The sequence below is a fragment of the Flavobacterium oncorhynchi genome, assembly GCF_002217355.1.
GTDB lineage: Bacteria > Bacteroidota > Bacteroidia > Flavobacteriales > Flavobacteriaceae > Flavobacterium > Flavobacterium oncorhynchi.
In genome coordinates this window covers 92,322-111,990 of record NZ_MUHA01000027.1, presented here as the reverse complement: position 1 = coordinate 111,990, position 19,669 = coordinate 92,322, and the positions used below count along the sequence as shown (strand labels likewise).

General features: G+C 34.6%; 14 protein-coding genes. 4 read left to right on the top strand and 10 right to left on the bottom strand.

The annotated features are described in order from the left end of the window. Positions 1-22: 22 nt before the first annotated feature. The 5 genes from B0A75_RS17485 to B0A75_RS17465 form a co-directional block, all read right to left on the bottom strand. A complete protein-coding gene (locus B0A75_RS17485; RefSeq protein ID WP_089055551.1) occupies positions 23-1,369 on the bottom strand; it encodes a DUF3526 domain-containing protein in 1,347 nt (448 codons plus the stop codon). A 1-nt stretch (position 1,370) separates the two neighbouring features. Further along, a complete protein-coding gene (locus B0A75_RS17480) occupies positions 1,371-2,822 on the bottom strand; it encodes an ABC transporter permease (RefSeq protein ID WP_089055550.1) in 1,452 nt (483 codons plus the stop codon). A gap of 218 nt (positions 2,823-3,040) precedes the next feature. Continuing rightward, the gene (locus tag B0A75_RS17475; protein ID WP_089055549.1) at positions 3,041-5,329 is read right to left on the bottom strand and encodes a TonB-dependent siderophore receptor; all 2,289 of its coding nucleotides are present in this window, start codon (positions 5,327-5,329) and stop codon (positions 3,041-3,043) included. Between the two features lie 31 nt (positions 5,330-5,360). Then, entirely contained in the window at positions 5,361-6,056 is a 696-nt protein-coding gene (locus tag B0A75_RS17470; RefSeq protein WP_089055548.1) for an ABC transporter ATP-binding protein, read from the bottom strand. Between the two features lie 261 nt (positions 6,057-6,317). Beyond that, entirely contained in the window at positions 6,318-6,668 is a 351-nt protein-coding gene (locus B0A75_RS17465) for a hypothetical protein (protein ID WP_089055547.1), read from the bottom strand. Positions 6,669-7,086: 418 nt separating this feature from the next. Between B0A75_RS17465 and B0A75_RS17460 the strand changes: the two genes are divergently transcribed. Continuing rightward, entirely contained in the window at positions 7,087-7,836 is a 750-nt protein-coding gene (locus B0A75_RS17460) for a 4-hydroxy-tetrahydrodipicolinate reductase (RefSeq protein WP_089055546.1), read from the top strand. Between the two features lie 219 nt (positions 7,837-8,055). On the opposite strand, the gene B0A75_RS17455 is transcribed toward B0A75_RS17460, so the two are convergent. The 4 genes from B0A75_RS17455 to B0A75_RS17440 form a co-directional block, all read right to left on the bottom strand. Further along, on the bottom strand, positions 8,056-8,802 hold the full coding sequence (locus tag B0A75_RS17455; protein WP_089055545.1) for a succinate dehydrogenase/fumarate reductase iron-sulfur subunit: 747 nt from the start codon (positions 8,800-8,802) through the stop codon (positions 8,056-8,058). A gap of 86 nt (positions 8,803-8,888) precedes the next feature. Beyond that, complete coding sequence (locus B0A75_RS17450; protein WP_089055544.1) at positions 8,889-10,799, bottom strand: fumarate reductase/succinate dehydrogenase flavoprotein subunit; 1,911 nt, start codon at positions 10,797-10,799, stop codon at positions 8,889-8,891. A gap of 247 nt (positions 10,800-11,046) precedes the next feature. Next, the gene (locus B0A75_RS17445; protein ID WP_089055543.1) at positions 11,047-12,147 is read right to left on the bottom strand and encodes a hypothetical protein; all 1,101 of its coding nucleotides are present in this window, start codon (positions 12,145-12,147) and stop codon (positions 11,047-11,049) included. A 151-nt stretch (positions 12,148-12,298) separates the two neighbouring features. Continuing rightward, complete coding sequence (locus B0A75_RS17440; RefSeq protein WP_089055542.1) at positions 12,299-13,579, bottom strand: acetyl-CoA C-acetyltransferase; 1,281 nt, start codon at positions 13,577-13,579, stop codon at positions 12,299-12,301. A 212-nt stretch (positions 13,580-13,791) separates the two neighbouring features. On the opposite strand from B0A75_RS17440, the gene B0A75_RS17435 reads away from it, so the two are divergent. Continuing rightward, positions 13,792-16,212, top strand: coding sequence for a TonB-dependent receptor (locus tag B0A75_RS17435; protein WP_089055541.1), 2,421 nt, complete (start codon positions 13,792-13,794; stop codon positions 16,210-16,212). A 374-nt stretch (positions 16,213-16,586) separates the two neighbouring features. Here B0A75_RS17435 and B0A75_RS17430 read toward each other — a convergent pair whose 3' ends face one another. Further along, on the bottom strand, positions 16,587-17,609 hold the full coding sequence (locus tag B0A75_RS17430; protein ID WP_089055605.1) for an LLM class flavin-dependent oxidoreductase: 1,023 nt from the start codon (positions 17,607-17,609) through the stop codon (positions 16,587-16,589). 162 nt (positions 17,610-17,771) lie between these two features. Here B0A75_RS17430 and B0A75_RS17425 point away from each other — a divergent pair, with 162 nt between their 5' ends. Together B0A75_RS17425 and B0A75_RS17420 are read left to right on the top strand one after the other, a co-directional pair. Beyond that, positions 17,772-18,164 carry a hypothetical protein gene (locus tag B0A75_RS17425; RefSeq protein WP_089055540.1) on the top strand — a complete coding sequence of 131 codons (393 nt, stop codon included), beginning with the start codon at positions 17,772-17,774 and terminating at the stop codon, positions 18,162-18,164. A gap of 61 nt (positions 18,165-18,225) precedes the next feature. Next, complete coding sequence (locus tag B0A75_RS17420) at positions 18,226-19,641, top strand: aminotransferase-like domain-containing protein (RefSeq protein WP_089055539.1); 1,416 nt, start codon at positions 18,226-18,228, stop codon at positions 19,639-19,641. The last annotated feature ends 28 nt before the right edge of the window (positions 19,642-19,669 follow it).

Below are 19,669 nucleotides of genomic sequence, written 5' to 3'. Positions count from 1 at the left end.
TAATTGTTTGCGCTCTTTGCGGTTAAATAACCTTACGTTTAAAATTTCGCCATCCAAAACCAATCAGCAATAAATTAAAAAGCAGTAAGGGTAAAAACGCTTTTACAAAACTAGTTTCAGAGTTATCATTAAAAGTTTCAACTTTAAAATTCTCCCATTTTTCCTGATTAACCGGAGCATTGTCGAATATTTTTGGATAGAAATACAAGCGCAGTTTTTCATGAAATTGTGTTGTTTCTTTTAAAAATAAAAGTTGATTTCGTAAATCTGATTTTGCAATTTCATTTAACTGAATTTGAGTATGAAGCGTTGGAATAAACTGTGCAATAAATTCGCCGGCATTATTGCGCTGCTGCAGTTTAGTTTGTAATTCTTTTGAATGAACAGCAGATTCATCGTCACCCATTTGCTGCATCGCATAATACCAAAGCCAGCTGAATTCCTTATCAGGCAAAGGATAATTTTTAAACTGCGGATAATGTTTGTAGAATTTATCCAATGTTTCCTGCTTGTCCATATCCCATTTTTCGTGGTAAGCGTTTCTCTGCGTAAGCGTTAATTCTAAAGCCTCAGGAACTTTGTATGTATTGATGATGTATGTATTAATTCCTGCAGGAAGAACTATAATCAAGAATAACCAAATCGTCAATAGAATGACCGCATTGAAGTTTGAGTTTTTTTGCAGCGAAACAATAAAAAAACAAACGGCAAACCAAAATAATAAGTATAAAACAGAAAGCCCATAAAATACAATAAGCGATTTGTCAATTGGGATTTGTAAAAAGATAACCGCTGCCAAAAGAATCAAAGTCAAAAGTCCGATTAAAATTAAAATTCGGACGTAGAATAGTTTCAAGATGTATAAAAAGGTATTTGGACTTTGTGTTGCCACAATTTTCCAAGTTCCAGATTCTTTTTCTTCAGAAATAATATTATATGAAAAAGCGATTATCAAAAGCGGAAATAAATACAAAAGCACAAAACTAAAATCGATATTTCCGGCTAAAAGATTGCTCGGATTATTAAGTTCTGAATCGTATTTCTGAGCTTCCAAACCACGAATGGTAACGCTTTGAATAGACGGATTTACATCGCGCTGTCCAATCGATAAACTGTTTATAGGCAGTGTTTTATTAACCAATGAAAACTTGATGTAGTAGAGCAGAAGTCCAATTTCGTCTTTATGAAAAGCGGCATTTCTCGCTATATGTTCCTTTTGGTAAATTGCCGCTTCAGTAATATTATTCTGTTGTTTTTCCTGAAACTGATGTCCAATTAAAAGACTAATAAAGCCAATTGCGAGTAAAAAAAGCAATCCAATTTTGGTGCCTTTCGAACGGATAAAATTTTTAAATAAGAGTACTAACATATTAAATGGCTTTTAGGTTTTTAGCAGCAATTCGGATCAAAACAAATAACAGAATTACCCATAAAAGAATAGAAATAACAGAGGCAATTTCGGTTTTTAAAACCTCCCAGATACTTTTAGGTTCATAATGAAATTCTTCAACATCAGCCCAATGTTCTTTGCCAATTGTTAAAGGTTTATCGTTAGGCTGCGGTTTTTTATTGCTGATGTATTTTATTTGTAAAGCATTCATTTTCTGCGCCATTTCGTAACGATATTTCTCGGCTTGTTTCTGAAAATCGATGTATGAATCATAATCTGTATTTGATAATCCCATCGATAAATTTTTCATTGCGATATAAGGATTTAGGAACGAAACAGCTTTAGAAAAACTATTTTGCTCAGCATAAATTTGTAGAAGATTTTCTAAATGTTTATCGTAAATATTTGAGCTGATTTTTTCGCCCTCAGTCATAATAAACCCAGAATAATTAAACGGAAGTTTTTGTACGGAATCGACTTTGTAAACTCTCAATAAAGAATCTTTTATAGCCTTGTAATGCACATCGTTTGGATTATGACTGTCGCCTTGTTTTAAAATATCTTTTTCGATATTGCTGTTAAACTGAATTTTTGAAGGTGCTTCATACAAATACGCTCCAATTGCCTGAGTTGTTCTTGGCAGAATAATGGTAAAAATTAACCAGATTCCAATTAAAGAAACCAACGCTTTTTTTGATGTTTGGCTTGAAGCCGAAATTAAAACAGCAGCAACACAAAAGAACATCAGGTAAATAAAATGGAATGCAATAAACAACAGCATTTTAATCGATTCATCTGTCGAAATGGAGAAGTTTTGAAGCAGTAACCAAATCAAAACCAAAACAATAATAGTTGGAACAAAAAGCAGCATAACGACGCTTGCAATGCCTAGGATTTTACCAAACAAAAGTTGTTTCCAACTGATTCCTTGACTTAAAAGGATTTTTAAAGTTCCGTTTTCCCTTTCGTACGCCACAGAATTAAAACCAATAAAAAAGATTAATAACGGAAGTAAAACCTGTAAAATCATCGCAATACTGATTTCGCCAAAACGAAGCATACTGTTTGAGAATCCCGCTTCAGAGAAATTAGCCGTATTTTGTTTGTGCGCTTCGAGGAAAATCGCATTTCCAAAAAACGGTTCCATTCCAAATTCGAAAACACTTAAAGACGTACTTTTTCGAAACGCAAAATTTCCGTAATGCGCCATTCTATGCGGATTTTTATCTGGATTTTTCAACCAGTCTTCACGGGATTCATGCTGATATTTTTCGCTGGTTTCGTTTTGACTTTTGTAATTGTCCCAGCCAGAAAATGCTGCAAAGAGGAGCAGAGCGCCGATAAAAAGTGTAATCACGTATATCGCTGAGTTTTTAAAAACAGAGTTCTTAAAATGTTTAGCAATAAGTATTTCGGTTTGTAATAATTTCATATTAATTAAAATTTACCTGTTGAGTGTAATGTTTAAACACATAGAACATGAAGTTTAGGTCTCAAAAGAATCGTTTTGCTTACACAATCTTGCCATTCCTCGTTCCTCGGAATGACAAACTTTGAGAACTATGTGTTAGAAACTAGTTTCTTTCAATTATCTTCTTTAGAAAGAAAATCTATGTTTCTATGTGTTTAAATGTTTTTCACTTCAACGAATTAAAATTTATAAGTTACAGTAAGGCTAGCATTTCTAGGACTTCCCGGAAACAAACGCAAATAATTCTGCGCACCAAGCCAATAGGTTTTGTTTAATAAATTGCCTGCATTTACAGCAATCTGTACATTACTTTTACTTGGTTTGTAAAACAAAGCAGCATCAAAAATGGTAAAATCAGGAAGTGTAAAGTCTCTTGTGAACCAAGGCACTTTGCTGCTTTGATATTGAACTCCAAAACCAATTCCGAGATCTTTTAAAACAGAGTCAGAAGCAAAGTTGTAACGTGTCCATAAATTGGCGCTGTTTTTTGGAGTATTTTGTTTTCTGGCACCAATTAATGCAGGATTATTGTCTTGAATAATTTCGGCATCGATATAACTATACGAAACATTAATCTGCCAGTCGGTCGTAATATATCCGGCAAGATCACACTCAAAACCACGGCTTCGTTCAGCACCTCTCGTTACCAATAAATCGGGGTTTGCAGGATCATTGGCATTCATTAAAATATTGCGCTGATTGATTTCGTAAATCGCAGCGTTGAAACTCATCGAATTATTTAAAAAAGTAGTTTTTATTCCCACTTCTTTCAAATCACTTTCAAGTGGATCAAATAAACTTCCGGCAGGCAAAGTCCCTGTTTGCGGCATTAAAGTGACCGTGTTCGACTGCGGCTGATAACCTTCAAGATAAGTTGTATAAACATTAATAGCATCGTTTACAGCATACGTGATTCCAACTCTTGGCAATAAAGCCGATTTTTTTACTTTTAATTCCTTGTTAGTGTCATAATTGGTAATATCTTCAAACCATTCATTTCGCAATCCCAATAAAAAAGTAAATTTTTCCCATTGTATTTGATCTTGAATATAAACCGCATTTGTAGTTGTTAAGGCTGATGGGAGAGCGGTTCTGACATTTAAAGTATAATCGTTAGGACTTGTGATTTTATAAGCAGGATTGCCCAAATTAAAATATTCAACATTTGGTTTAGGCATTACTACACCGTCAATGGTAACCGTTTGGTAATTTGCTGCATTTGCTGCGACAAAAGAACCTGCAATCGTTCCGTCTTTCAACAAATAACCTCTTGCCGCATTTTGTCCGCCGCCTTTGTTTTTATTCCAGCTGCTTAGATCGTAGCCTGCTAGTAGTTTATGATTTAATTTTCCGGTTTTTAAATTAAAATTAAAATAAGCACTTAAATTGTCAATATCCCAATTTTGCTGACGCTGCACAAACTGCATCATGGCGAGATTGGTAACAGGTTTATTGTTCATATCAACCGCAAAAGCATTTGTGGTTCTATGTTCCTGAAGATCTTCTGTCCAGGTTTGTTTCATGTAAACAGCATTAAAACCAATTTTCGAACTGAATTTATGAGCAAAATTGGTTGTCACGATCATTTCTTTCGATTTAAAAAAATCACTCGGTGCGCCAAGATTTAAGCTTATCGGAGTTTTATTCAGACTTGTTTTTCCTGCAACAGCGCCAAAAATAGGCTGACCTCTGTCTAAAATTCCTGTCATATTACTTAAAATCAATTCTGTATTAATAGCCGTTTTTTCGTTCGGGATATAACTGAAAGAAGGAGAGAATAAAAACGATTTGTTGTTAACTAAATCACGAAATGATTTTGCCTGCTGATAGGCGCCGTTTACACGATATAAAAGTGTTTTGGATTCGTTTAAAGGACCTGTAAAATCCAAAGTTCCTCTTAAAGTACTGAAACTTCCAACGCTCAAACTGACTTCTTTTCTGTCTATTGCCAATGGCTTTTTTGTTACTAAATTGATGCTTCCGCCTGGATCTACAGATGAAAATGTTGCACTCGAAGGCCCTTTTATAACTTCAACACGTTCGATATTACTCGTTAAAGGCTGTAAAAAGTAGTATTGACGTGTTCGCATTCCGTTAATAATCTGACCTTCTTCGTTCTGACTTATTCCTCGAATAGTATATTGATTGTAATAACTGGCAGGAATAACGCCGCTTGACATTTTTACTGCATCGGCTAGATAAAATGCAGCTTTATCCGCAATTAATTCTTTAGTTATTGTCGAAATAGACTGCGGAATATCTTTGTTTAAAGCAGCAATTTTTGTTGCAGCAAACGAGTAATCGCTGTTGTATTTTTTGGTCGAGCGGCCTACAATTTCCACCGTTTGCAACTCATTTCGTTTGATAGAATCCTTAGCGATTGTGTCTTTTGATCTCCTGTTAACCGTTTGAGATTGTATATAATGTGTGCCAATTATTAAAAATAAAAGGCTGAATAAATGTTTCATTTTTTTGCTTTAATGGAAATTCGATTTCCTTTTATACCGTTTGTAAATACAGATTTTCAAGTTCATTTGCAGAGATTTTGTCAGCTTCGATTACCGTAACTAGATTTCCCTGTTTCATGATTCCAATGTGCGAAGCCACTTCTCTGGCTCTGAAAATGTCGTGCGTTGCCATTAAGATAGCGGTTCCATCTGCAGAAAGTTCTTTTAAAATCTGTGAAAATTCATTAGAAGCCTTTGGGTCCAAACCGCTCGTAGGCTCATCTAACAAAAGCACTTTGGCTTTTTTTGCAATGGCAATAGCAATTCCAACTTTCTGGCGCATTCCTTTAGAATAACCTCCTAAATCTTTGTTGTGCGCCGTGGTTTGCAAACCCGCTTTTGTTAAAAAATAGGTCAGTTCTCCCGCAGAATATTTGAATCCAGCCAGAGACGAAAAGAATTTTAGATTTTCTAAACCGCTTAGATTAGGATATAACATAACCGTTTCAGGAATATAGGCTACGTGTTTTTTTGTTTCCTGCGTATTTTCTGTAACCGAAATATTATTGATTAGCAGTTCGCCGTCTGTAGGTTCAATAAACCCAAGAAAAAGATTGATTGTTGTCGTTTTTCCTGCACCGTTTTGACCTAAAAGGGCAAAAATTTCACCTTCTTTTATCGTTAGATTCAATTTGTTCAAAGCAATATTATCACCATATTTTTTGGTTAGATTCTCGGCTGTCAGCATAATTTTTTTATGTATTTGGATGGATTATTTTGATTTTTGATATAGAAACTTCGAGCTGATACAGTTTTGTAAAAGCTTGATTTTTACTTCTTAAAAAGAAATGTGAAGATTTGTTTACGAAAATTGATTATTCAGGCGTTTGAACTGATTTTAGAACAAAACAGCTCAAATAATGACATAATAATAAAACGCGATTTTGCTTATTTACAGTGAAATAGGCATGAGGCAATTTTAAAATTGTGACGAATAAAATTTTGTAAACTAAAGTAATGCGGGCGGTGCACGAAGGGCAAAAAGACTGCCTTTGAAAAATGTAGAAACAGTTTGAGAATAAACAAACTGATAAGATATTTCAGAAATTACTTTATGAAAAGATAAGGTCTGAAAAGTATTTGGAATAAATGTGCTAAACGCAAAATGACAAATAGAACAACTTGAGTCTACAGAATGACTGTGTGTTATCTCATTTTGACCAGCAGTATATTTGTGATCGCAGTGTTTCTCAGATAATTGTTTAAAAACGTGTTCGTAGGAGTGAATAGTCTGAAACAGCATTGTAAACAATACAGTTAAAGATATTATGAAATTGACAACTACTACTTTCTTTTTCATTTAGTGGTATTTCTGTACGCTATTTGTTAGTATCATTAGTAAAAACAAGTAACGCAACAGTGTTGCAAATATAGTATCTTATTTGTTTTAATAAAAGATTATGAGAATTATTTCAACTATTCTGCTTTATTTGGCAGGTTTGATTTAGTTGTTTTGGTTTGAAATTTATTGTTTTTGGTGTTTTTTTGAATTAGTATTACCATTTTTTGTTTCAAAAATATACGCTTATTATTCCTGTTAAAAGCATTAAGAAATGTTATATAATGCAGTTTTTGTTAGTCAGCCTGTTATATAATCCCTATTTTTACCTTACTAGGACATTTTTTAAGATTCATAAAATGCATTTTTTATGATTTACTTTTCATCTTAAATAGGTCAATTTCTGTTAACGAGTTTCATACTCAATAAAAAAAAACATATGAAAATAGGATTAATCGGATTCGGAAAAACTGGAAAATCAGTAGCTTCAATACTATTAGAAAATAAAGGATTCTCTTTGGAATGGGTTTTAAGACAAAGCAAAGTTTTAGAACACAGATCAGTTCCGGAGTTTTTAGGAATTGAATCAGAAGAACCTGGATTAATCTATTCTAGTTCTAATACTGGTGTTGAAGAACTGTTAGAAAAACATCCGGTAGATGTTATTATTGATTTTTCGTCAAGCGAAGGAATTTATACTTACGGAGAGTTTGCTGCCAATAAAAAAGTAAAAATCATTTCGGCAATCTCACATTATAAAGAGAAAGAATTAAAACTGCTAAAAAAACTAGCCATTAAAACCACTGTTTTTTGGTCGCCAAATATCACTTTAGGGGTAAATTATTTATTGTTTGCTGCCAAATTTTTAAAGAAAATTGCACCTTGGGTTGATATTGAAGTTAATGAAGAGCATTTTAAGAAAAAAGAAGGAACTTCAGGAACTGCGGTAAAAATCGCAGAAGCCTTGGATATTGAAAAAGAAAATATAAATTCAGTTAGAGCAGGAGGAATAGTGGGAAAACACGAAGTTATTTTTGGATTCCCTTTCCAAACCGTGCGGTTAATTCATGAATCTATTTCAAGGGAAGCCTTTGGAAATGGAGTTGTTTTTGTAGCCGAGAACTTAAAAGACAAGAAAAAAGGGCTTTATAATTTTGAAGATATTTTGACACCTTATTTCGCGGTTTAAAAGTTTTATTACTGCAAAGGAACTAAGACGCTAAGTTTTGTATTAAAATATTGATTAAGCAGATTATTTGTCATTTCGACTGAAAGGAGAAATCGCACACGTGAGTTAACAAAGATTGGCGATCGTTGTTACGGAATTCCTAGTGTGATTTCTCCTTTCAGTCGAAATGACATACTTTTTTTATCTATAATCGGGAGTTTGAAAAAGATTATACCAAAACTATTTCCTCAAAAGTACAGCCTTGCTGTATTCATAATTCATTTTTGCGATAGAAAGTACCGAGATTCCTTGCGGGCATTCGATTTCGCAAGCTCTTGTATCCGAGCAGTTTCCAAAACCTTCAGCATCCATTTCTTTCACCATATTTAATACTCTTTTTGAAGCTTCTATTTTTCCTTGAGGAAGCAAAGCCAAATGAGTTATTTTGGCTCCGACAAATAAAGCAGCACTTGCATTTACACAAGTAGCAACACAGGCACCGCAGCCAATACAGGCGGCGGCATCAAACGAAGCTTCGGCAGTTTCATAGGATATTGGTATACTGTTGGCTTCTGGGGCTTGGCCAGTTGAGGCTCCAATAAATCCGCCGGAAGTTATAATAGCATCAAAAGCACTTCGGTCGATTTTTAAATCTCGGAGCACCGGAAAAGCTTTTGCTCTAAAAGGTTCAATATAAATAGTTTCACCATCTTTAAAGCTTCGCATATGAAGCTGGCAGGTTGTTGTGTTTTTTAAAGGGCCGTGCGCACGCCCGTTAATCATGACACCGCACTGTCCGCATATACCTTCTCTGCAGTCGTGATCAAATTCGATAACACGTTCTTTTTTCTGAATAAGCGATTCGTTCAAAAGATCAAGCATTTCTAGAAAAGACATATGCTCAGAAACGCCGTCTATTTCATAATCTACGATTTCTCCTTTTGAGGAAGTATCAAACTGACGCCATATTTTTAAAAATAGTTTCATATGCTTTTAGTTTGTGGTTTATGGTTTGTGGTTTTTGCATGCAACATTCTGTTTTCAGTTGCATTTCCCATTTTACAATTCATCATTTATTTATAACTTCTTACTGCAAGCTCTACAGATTCAAACACAAGAGGTTCTTTATGCAATTTTTGCGGATGATCTTTTCCTTGATATTCCCAAGCCGAAACATAACAAAAATCATTGTCATTACGAACAGCTTCACCTTCGGAAGTTTGATACTCTTCTCTAAAATGAGCTCCGCAGGATTCTTCTCTCTGTAAAGCATCGTAACACATTAATTCGGCCAATTCTAAATAATCAGCTATACGTCCTGCCTTTTCTAATTCGCTGTTAAGTGTATCGTCGCCTGTAATTAACAGGTCTTTTTCGAAGGAAGTTTTTAATTTTTTGATTTCTCTAATCGCTTCTTCAAGGTTTTCTTTGGTTCTAGAAAGTCCGCATTTTTCATAAAGAAGCTTTCCGATAGTTTTATGAAAATAATCTGCACTGAGAGTGCCTTTACTATTTAAAAAATGATCTAACTGTGTTCTCACTGCTTTTTCAGCCTCTTCAAAAGCGGGATGATTGGTATCAAATTTAGGAGCATTAAGTTCTCCTGATAAATAATTCGGAATAGTATATGGCGCTATAAAATAACCATCGACGCAGGCTTGCAGCAATGAATTGGCACCCAATCTATTGGCGCCGTGATCAGAGAAATTAGCTTCACCTAAAGCAAATAATCCCGGAATCGTGGTCATTAATTCATAATCAACCCAAAGTCCGCCCATCGTAAAATGTGCTGCGGGAGAAATCAGCATTGGTTCTTTATAAGCATTGATTCCAGTGATTTTTTCGTACATCGCAAAAAGATTACTGTATTTTGCTTCTATACTTTTTTTCCCCTGCGCTTTTATGGCATCAGAAAAATCAAGATAAATAGCATTTTTCATTGGACCAACGCCATGTCCGGCATCAATTCTTTCTTTTGCTGCACGTGACGAAATATCTCTTGGAGCTAAATTTCCAAAAGAGGGATAGCGGCGTTCTAAATAATAATCTCTTTCTTCTTCGGGAATTGTATTTGGATTTCGATCATCTTTAGCCGTTTTAGGAACCCAGATGCGCCCGTCGTTACGCAACGATTCTGACATTAACGTAAGTTTGGATTGATTGGCGCCATGCTGGGGCAGAGAAGTAGGGTGAAACTGAATCCAGCTTACACCTGCCATATAAGCGCCTTTTTTATGCGCTCTCCAAATGGCAGAACTGTTGCAGCCCATTGCCAATGTTGAAAGATAATATACTTTTCCGTAACCTCCCGAAGCTAAAACTACAGCATCTGCATTGTGACGTTCTAATGCTCCTGTTTCAAGATTTCTAGCGATAATTCCTTTTGCTTTTCCGTCAATAATAACCAAGTCCAGCATTTCATGACGTGTGTATGTGGTTACTTTTCCTGTAGAAACTTGTCTCATTAAGGCTTGATAGGCACCCAATAAAAGCTGCTGCCCCGTTTGCCCGCGGGCATAAAAGGTTCTTGAAACTTGAACACCTCCAAAAGATCTGTTGTTTAAATAGCCGGCATATTCTCTCGCAAATGGTACGCCTTGTGCAACTGCATGATCTATTAATGCTGCAGAACATTCGGCTAAGCGATAAACATTTGCTTCGCGAGATCTAAAATCTCCGCCTTTGATAGTATCGTAGAACATTCTAAAAACGCTGTCGCCATCATTTTTGTAGTTTTTGGCAGCATTTACACCGCCTTGAGCAGCTACAGAATGTGCTCTTCTAGCGGAATCCTGAAAACAAAATGATTTAATATTATAGCCTTGTTCTGCTAATGAGGCAGCGCAGGAAGCGCCCGCAAGTCCAGTACCTACGACAATAATATTTAGTTTTTTTCGATTTGCAGGATTTACAAGCTTGGCTTTGGCTTTATAAGTACTCCATTTTTCGGGAAGAGGCCCGTGTGGTATTTTTGATTCCATCATTCTTTTACGGTTTAAAATAAATTCATGCAAAAGCTTAAACAAGAAACTCAATTATAAGAAAGTCTAATTTACTATAAAAATTTGATTTTTTGTAAATAAAAAACTATTTAAATTCAGTAAAAATGTTCGGTAAAATTTCACTTTATTTTATCTTACCAATTGATATTCAGATGTGAAATATTATAAAAACAAAACACAGCTCTTTAATTAAGCTGTGTTTTTGTTTGAAGTGGAATAGATAAGATTATTATTTGATAAGGTTTTCTACGTTTGGAATCTTCTCCAATGCTTTTGTATTTTCTTCTAGAAGCTTTGTGGCGGCTTCATTTATTTTGGCTGCCGGAATTGCTTTCCATTTCTCCAGGTCTTTTTCGTAGTCGTTTTGAAATAATAGTCTGGATAAATCTCTTATAACACAAAAAGCTGCGATAGAATGACCATTTTCACTGTCATAATTGCCATTATTGATAAAAAATTGCAATCTTTTATACAATCCATCGGGAGAATAAAGAGATAATTCAGTCAATTTTGCTCTGTATTCTAAATCAGCAGAACCAACTCCTTTTAATTTTGGAAACAATTTATAATCAGCAAAATGTCTTCCTTCGTGTCCAATGTAGCTAATTTTAAAGGTTTCAGATTTTAAATCATAAGCTTTCTTTACACAAAACAAAGCTTCCTTTGTTGCCCATCCTGCAGGATAATAACGACCTAAAGTAGCATATTCGCTCCAGCCCAAAGTAACAAAATCATCCATAAAATAGATTTTGACATCCGTTTCTTTTCCGTCATAATTGAGGTTGTAAACAGTATCTTTTTCCGTTTTCCAAACTAATAAATCGTACAAACCTCCCGTTTTACCAAATCCTGTGGTGTGATAACCTAAACTTGAAATGTATTTTTTTTGATACACATTGATACTGTCTTCATTAAAGGTTAGTTTTTCTGACGAAGGAAATTTTGTTTTAAGAAAATTGAAAACATTTTTCATAATCAGCGTGTCATTTTTCTTTTCCTTGTCTAAAAAAGACATTCTCCAGTAATCTCTGTATATTTTTAGTAATTGATCGATTTTTGATTTTCGGGTTTCAAGGAAATCGCTTTTGTCATTTTTAAATTTAAATCGGTTTTCAAAATCGGTTTTAAACTTTAAGTCTTTTTTTGATATTTTTTTGTTGGGACCGATTTCTAATAAAGATAAAGCCTGCTTAGGATTTCCATCTAATGCGAGTGAATAAATCTTAGTATAATCGAGCTTTAAACTATCGTTTTGTACAGTCTGAGAGTTTATATTGGAAAAAGAAACAAAAGTAAAGACGAGTAAGGTAACAAGTTTTAATGTTTTCATAATAAAAAGGTTAAGTAATATTAGTTTTGATTTAATAATAGCTTTTTATCTATAGAGACCTTTTTTTTAATTATGTTACAGTTTTAATTGTTTTTATAGGTAAACCGATTAGATTTTTTATGTAATGATTTGATTGTCATCTTGTAATGTGTTATTTTTCAATTATCATCGTAACGCCTTGTCCTCCTGCAGCGCAAATTGAAATTAATCCGCGTCCAGAGCCTTTTTCATTTAATAATTTTGCCATAACACCAATTATTCTTCCACCCGTTGCAGCAAAAGGATGCGCTGCTGCCAAACTGCTTCCTTTTATATTTAATTTTTCGCGATCGATTGCCCCGAGTGTTTTCTTTAAACCAATTTCGGCACTTAATTCAGGGCTTTCCCAAATTTTTAAGGTTGCTAAAACTTGAGCAGCAAAGGCTTCGTGAATTTCATAATAATCAAAATCTTGTAAGTTCAAATTTGCCTTTTCGAGCATTCTGCTTACTGCAAAAAGAGGTGCCAATAAAAGGTTTTGCTGATTTTTTGCATATTCAATTGCGGCAACTTCGGCAAATGTAATATAGGCTAGAATAGGTAGACCTTGCTCTTTTGCCCATTCTTCACTGGCAAGAAGAATACAGGAAGCACCGTCGGTAAGAGGAGTTGAGTTTCCAGCGGTTAGCGTTCCGTTTATTTTATCGAATGCCGGTTTTAATTTTGCAAGTTTTTCAAGGGAACTGTCTTTTCTCAGATTATTATCTTTTTCAAGTCCGTTAAAAGGCGTAATCATATCATCAAAAAAACCTTCGTCATAAGCTTTTGCCATATTTAAATGACTTTTAAGAGCAAATTGATCTTGTTCTTCTCTAGATATTTTATAGTATTTTGCTGTGATTTCAGTATGTCCGCCCATCGAAAGTCCCGTTTGGGATTCTTCATTTTTAGGTACTAATGGTGATAAATCCTTTGGACGAATTTTTAGAAATGCTTTTAATTTTCCTCCTAATGATTTTGCATTTCGGGCTTCTAATAAAATCTTTCGCAAATTTTCGCTTATTGCCATTGGTATATCACTTATAGAATCGACTCCGCCGGCAATTCCTGATTCTATTTGACCAAGTGCAATTTTATTAGCAATATAAATTGCGCTTTCAATTCCGGTATCACAGGCTTGTTGTAAATCGCAGGCAGGAGTTGCTGGATCTAAAGAAGTTTTCATTACACATTCCCGAATCAGATTATTATCATAAGTATGTTTTATTACTGCTCCGCCAGCGACTTCTCCAAGTAATTTTCCGTTTAGATGGTATTTATCAATAAGTCCGTTTAAGGAAGCAACCATCATATTTTGGTTTCCAACATTAGAATAAGCAGTATTTGCTCTTGCAAACGGAATTCGATTATAACCTACAATGGCAACTTTTCTGGGTGTTGTGGTATTGTTCATATCTAGAATTTTATTTCAATGAGATAAATTTTAAGAATAAAGATAGGCAGAGTTAATTGATATTTTGATTGCAGCGAAAAAAAAATGCCATTTAGACGTTGATAATCTAAGAGTTTTTTTTTAACTAATTTTATTTAGAATAATTAAAAATAACTTGCATAGAAAAATATTAGCAATTACTTTTGCCAAATAAAACTTAAAATTTTACTAAAATGATTATAAATACGATTAAGAAAGTTTGCTTTTTGATGCTTTTCTTGAGTTCATTAAACATGATAAGTCAGAACTTGGGAAAGGTAAGCGGTAAAGTTTCGCTAAGCGGAAAACAGCCTGCAGAAGGTATTTCTGTGGTTCTAAAAGGAACAAAATACACTTCGGTTACAAATGATAAGGGATTGTACGAGATTAAAAATGTTAAGCCGGGTTCCTATATTTTAAGTGTTCGAGCAGTTGGGATTCATGCAGTAGAAAATGAAATTGAGATTTATGCAAATCAGATAACAACTAAGAATTTTTCACTTTCAGAAAGCCAAGAAGATCTTGAGGAAGTTGTAATTACAAAAAACAAATACAAGCAGGACAAACCGTCTTTGTCATTACGTCTTCAAACACCGGTTTTAGAGATTCCGCAGAACATTCAAATTGTAAGTGCACAAACCTTAAAAGATCAGCAGATTGTGAGCATGAGCGACGGAGTAATTCGTAATGTGAGTGGTGCTGTTCGTATAGAGCATTGGGGCGATATGTATACTAATATTTCGATGCGCGGTTCGCAAATTCAGGCTTTTCGTAATGGCTTTAATGTAGTTTCTTCTTTTTGGGGACCATTAACAGAAGATATGAGTTTTGTAGATCATATAGAGTTTGTAAAAGGACCTGCAGGATTTATGCTTTCAAGCGGTGATCCAAGCGGACTTTATAATGTGGTGACTAAAAAGCCAACGGGAATTACAAAAGGTGAAGCGACTGTAATGGGAGGAAGCTACGATTTTTACAGAGCAAGTATTGACCTTGACGGGAAATTGGACAAAAAAGGGAAACTATTGTACCGTTTTAATGGTGCTGCACAGAAAAAGGGGTCACATCGTCCTTTCGAACATAATGATCGTTACGTAATTGCACCAGTTATTTCATACCAAATTGATGATAAAACAAAAATTACTGCTGAGTATAATTTTCAATATGCAAATATGACTGAAGTTGGTTCTTTTTATGTATTTGGACCTGAATCTGATGGATATGCGACATTGCCTGTAGGATTTACAATGACACAGCCTGGTTTACCAGATACTAATATTCAAGATCACAGCGGTTATTTGATGTTTGAGCATAAATTTGATGATAAATGGAAACTTACGGCGCAAACTTCTTATTTTAAGTATATTCAGCAAGGATATAGTTCTTGGCCGGGAGTTGTAGGACCGGGTAATGTAGATAGAAATTTTGATGGTGTTTCTGAAGGAACTCTTGCAAAAGGAGAGATTATTAGAAATGTTGGTATTTGGGATGCTGAAAGTAATATGTATTTAGGGCAGATATTTGTTAACGGAAAATTCAATACGGGTTCTGTATCGCATAAAGTATTAGGAGGAGTTGATTTGGGAAATAAAGATTATATGGCAGATTGGGGACAATCGCATGATCTTGATACTGTTGACAAGCCTTTTAATGTTTATAATCCAGATTACGGAACGCCTTCTAATGGTTTTCCAGAGTTTGATCATAAAACACCTTTAAGTCAAAGAGCAGGCGGACTTATGAGTTCTAAATATGCTGCTGGTTATATTCAAGATGAACTTGGTTTTTTTGAAAATAAATTAAGATTAACGCTTGCAGCAAGATATACTTGGCTGAGTCAATCAAGCTGGGGATCAACGCAAGAAGACAGTCATATAACACCTCGTGTAGGACTTAGTTATTCTATTACTGAGAATTTAGCAGTTTATGGTTTATATGATCAGGCTTTTACGCCGCAATCGGGTGTTATTAAAAGCGGAGAAAGTGTGAAACCGCTTACAGGAAATAATGTTGAATTTGGTATTAAAAAAGACTGGTTTGATGGTTCTTGGAGTACAACATTGGCAGCATACAGCATTTTAAAGAAAAACGAATTAACATCAGATCCTGCAAATACGCCAGGGCAGCAGTTTAGTCTTGTTTTAGGCGAAAAAAGAGCACAAGGTGTTGAGTTAGATTTGAGAGGAAAAATCTTTGACGGCCTTAACTTAATTGCAAATTATGCTTTCACAGAATCTGTTGTATTAGAGTCTAATGTTTCAACTATTAAAGAAGGTTCTATTGTTCCGGGTTATGCAAAACATACGGCAAATGCTTGGTTAAACTACAGCATTCAAAACGGAACATTTAAAGGTCTTGGAGCGTCTATAGGCGGAACTTACCTTGCGGGACGTTTAACTGATACTTGGAGTGTAGGACTTGAAAAACTTCCTAACTATTTTAAACTTGATGGAGGTTTATCTTATGATACTAGAAAGTTTAAAGTTACGGCAAACGTATTTAATATCTTAAACAAATACCTTTACAGTGGTTCGTACTATTCTTATCTATCAGCTTATTACTGGCAGACAGAACAGCCAATTAATGTGAGAGTTGGTGTAACGTATAAATTCTAAGTAAAACCTTAGAATTGTTATAAATGAAAAAAGCATCCGTCAGTTTTGGCGGATGCTTTTTTTGGGTTTATGGTTTATGGTTGTTTATTGTTACGGAAGTTAAACGGTTTTGATAATGCGAGATATAAAATAAAAAATCCTTTTAAGCTGTGATTCAGAGGACGCTGCGATAAAATAACTTTAGCCACGGATTAAGAGGTTTTTTAAATCTATATCAAAATAGCTTTCACGCAGATTTAAAGAGATTTAAGCAGATCTCCTCAGACTTCACTATTTTTAGGATCAAAAATAAATCTGCTTAATCTGCCAAATCTGCGTGAAAACAATCCTTTTACTCTTTTTATCCCGATAACTATTGGGATCGCAAAAAAAAACTATCCTTTATGTATTAAAGGAATTAGTTTTGTACCAATAAGTTCTATCGCATTCATTAACTGAGAATGTGTTAATCCAGCATTATCCATTTGAAAAGTAAATCTCGAAATTCCACCAAGTGCTTCGCTGTGGCGCAGGATTTTTTCGGCAGCTCTTTCAGGACTTCCTACAATTAAAACGCCGAGATCATCTATTAATCCATCGAATTTGTCTTTTGTTACGGGAGGCCAGCCGCGTTCACGACCTAACTTTGTCCAAAGTTCTGAATAGCCGGGATAATATTCGTCAATTGCTTTTTGCGTTGTATTCGAAACATAACCAGGAGAATGTAAACCTACTTTTAGTTCATGTGGTTTAAAACCTGCCGCTTTTCCAGCTTCGCGATACAAGTCTATTAATGGACGAAAACGATGTGTTTGTCCGCCAATTACAGCCGCCATCAAAGGCAATCCTAAACTACCCGCTCTCACAAATGATTCTGGAGTTCCGCCAACGCCCAGCCAAACTGGAAGTTTTTCCTGTAATGCTCTAGGATAAATTGGCAGATTATTTATTGCTGGACGAAATTTTCCGCTCCAGTTTATAAATTCATTATCTCTAATTTGTAAAAGCAAGTCAAGTTTTTCCTGAAAAAGAGCATCATAATCGTTAAGATTGTATCCAAAAAGCGGATAAGCTTCAATCGAAGATCCGCGGCCAACAACAATTTCAGCCCTTCCTTTAGAGATCAAATCAAGTGTCGCAAAACTTTGATACACACGCACAGGATCAGCAGCACTCAAAACAGAAACTGCACTTGCCAATCTGATGTTTTTTGTTCTCGCTGCAGCTGCACTTAAAATAACAACTGTAGCCGAGTCAAGAAACTCTTTTTTATGATGTTCTCCAATTCCGAAAACGTCCAATCCAACCTGATCTGCAAATTCAATTCTTTGCAGCAGTTGTTCCATTGCATCAACACTGCTTAAAGTGTTGTTGTCGCCATACATTGCCGAAGCAAAACTGTCAATTCCTATTTCTATCATAATAGTAAAGATATTAAATTTATTTTTTTCTCTTCTCAAAAAAAGAGATTTTAAGATTGTTGATATTAGTCAACTGTACCTGTAAAATAATTGTTTTTTGTATCTGTATCTAATCTGTTCAGCCCGCTAATTTTGCTTTGAAACTAAATAACTAGAGAAATGAAAACCACTAATACAGCCAAAATTCAGTTTAATGAAGTTAATGTATCATCATTGAAAGCTGTTGTTAATATGTACCAAAATAAAAGTGCTTTGAATAGTAATTCTAAAGATAAATCATTGTGTTTAATAAATAATTTGGGGCTTCCTTTAAGTGTTGCTTCTTTTGAAAATCGAGTTATTGGTTATGCTTTTGTTACTATTAATAATGCAGAAGAGCCTGAAATTAATTCGTATTGGGAGAAAGAATTTTACAGCATTGAAGCAGAACAAAATTTGAAGCTTCATGCAGAAACAATTTTTAATTTAACATTTAAAGATGCTGAAAAGCGTTCGGCTAAAATTCAAAATGCAGCCGATAAATTATCCAATTGGTTAAGCGTTTGTAATTAATTTTAAACGGTTACAGATTTAATTTTTATATTTTTACAGGATACAGATTAAGAGGTAAAAGATGGCAAAAGAAGTTTTATATCTAAAAATTGCAAATATAATTGAAGAGCAGATATTCTCTGAAACTTTAAAAATTGGAGATAAACTTCCATCAATTCGTGCTTTACAAAAGTTATACGATGTAAGTTTAAATACGATAAAACAGGCATTTTTAGAATTAGAAAGTAAATCGCTGATAGAATCTCGGCCAAAATCTGGATTTTACATTAGTAAGACATCAAATAGAAAGCTGGCAATACCTTCAATGAATAAGCTTAAGCTGTCTGAAAAGCAAGTTGCTCCAGAAGATTTGATTACAAAGGTTTTTGATACGCTGAAGGATAAAAGTATCAGCCGATTTTCGTTAGGAGTTCCAGATGAAAGTCTGCTTCCCATTGCAAAGCTGAACAAAGGACTTTTGAAAGCAGCACGTAATTGGGCTGAAAGCGGTACAAGTTATGAGCCCGTTCAGGGAAATGCAAACTTGAGACGAAATGTAGCAAAATGGTCATTTATATTAGATGGAAAATTAGCTGAAGATGATTTTGTAATTACTTCCGGCGCCATGAATGCTATCTATAATTGTTTAATGGCTGTTGCCAAAAGAGGAGATACTATTGCGATTGAAAGTCCTGTTTATTTTGGAATTATTCAAGTTGCCCAAACATTGGGACTTAATATTATTGAATTGCCGACTCATCCTGTTACTGGGATCGATTTAGAAGCGTTGAAAAAAGTAATTCATAAAATCGATGTGTGTTGTTTTGTGACCAATTTCAGTAATCCGCTTGGAAGTTTGATGCCGGATGAAAGTAAAATCGAATTGGTAAAAATGCTCACTCATCATAATATTCCTCTTATAGAAGACGATTTGTATGGGAATCTTTTCTTTGGAAGATCAAGACCAAAACCGTGTAAATATTATGATGAAGCTGGTATAGTAATGTGGTGCGGTTCTGTTTCTAAAACTTTGGCTCCAGGATATAGAGTAGGATGGGTTGTTCCAGGTAAATTTAAGGATCAGATAATCAGAGAAAAATTAGTACAGACTATTTGTCAGCCTTCATTGTATCAAGAAGTAGTTGCTGATTTTTTAGAGCATGGAAGATACGATCATCATTTAAGAAATTTTAGAAACACATTATATACTAATTCGCTTCATTTTCAGCGAACTATTGAGGATCATTTTCCAGAAAATACAAAGATTTCACAACCGCAAGGAGGTTCATTTCTTTGGCTAGAATTAGACAAAAGCATTGATACAGCAGTACTTTTTGATACCGCTGTAAAACAAAAAATAGGTTTTGCACCGGGTAGAATTTTTACACAGCACGATCAATACAACAATTGCATGAGGCTTAATTTTGCTGTAGAATGGAATGAAAAAACCGAATTTGACTTAAAACGATTAGGTCAGTTAATAAAAAATACGATTTAAGTTTTTGATTCCAAGTGTACGTTTAAAG

Excerpts from the sequence above, each read along its gene's own strand:
- B0A75_RS17485 (WP_089055551.1), bottom strand. The coding sequence starts at position 1,369 with ATGTTAGTACTCTTATTTAAAAATTTTATCCGTTCGAAAGGCACCAAA.
- B0A75_RS17480 (WP_089055550.1), bottom strand. The coding sequence starts at position 2,822 with ATGAAATTATTACAAACCGAAATACTTATTGCTAAACATTTTAAGAAC.
- B0A75_RS17475 (WP_089055549.1), bottom strand. The coding sequence starts at position 5,329 with ATGAAACATTTATTCAGCCTTTTATTTTTAATAATTGGCACACATTAT.
- B0A75_RS17470 (WP_089055548.1), bottom strand. The coding sequence starts at position 6,056 with ATGCTGACAGCCGAGAATCTAACCAAAAAATATGGTGATAATATTGCT.
- B0A75_RS17465 (WP_089055547.1), bottom strand. The coding sequence starts at position 6,668 with ATGAAAAAGAAAGTAGTAGTTGTCAATTTCATAATATCTTTAACTGTA.
- B0A75_RS17460 (WP_089055546.1), top strand. The coding sequence starts at position 7,087 with ATGAAAATAGGATTAATCGGATTCGGAAAAACTGGAAAATCAGTAGCT.
- B0A75_RS17455 (WP_089055545.1), bottom strand. The coding sequence starts at position 8,802 with ATGAAACTATTTTTAAAAATATGGCGTCAGTTTGATACTTCCTCAAAA.
- B0A75_RS17450 (WP_089055544.1), bottom strand. The coding sequence starts at position 10,799 with ATGATGGAATCAAAAATACCACACGGGCCTCTTCCCGAAAAATGGAGT.
- B0A75_RS17445 (WP_089055543.1), bottom strand. The coding sequence starts at position 12,147 with ATGAAAACATTAAAACTTGTTACCTTACTCGTCTTTACTTTTGTTTCT.
- B0A75_RS17440 (WP_089055542.1), bottom strand. The coding sequence starts at position 13,579 with ATGAACAATACCACAACACCCAGAAAAGTTGCCATTGTAGGTTATAAT.
- B0A75_RS17435 (WP_089055541.1), top strand. The coding sequence starts at position 13,792 with ATGATTATAAATACGATTAAGAAAGTTTGCTTTTTGATGCTTTTCTTG.
- B0A75_RS17425 (WP_089055540.1), top strand. The coding sequence starts at position 17,772 with ATGAAAACCACTAATACAGCCAAAATTCAGTTTAATGAAGTTAATGTA.
- B0A75_RS17420 (WP_089055539.1), top strand. The coding sequence starts at position 18,226 with ATGGCAAAAGAAGTTTTATATCTAAAAATTGCAAATATAATTGAAGAG.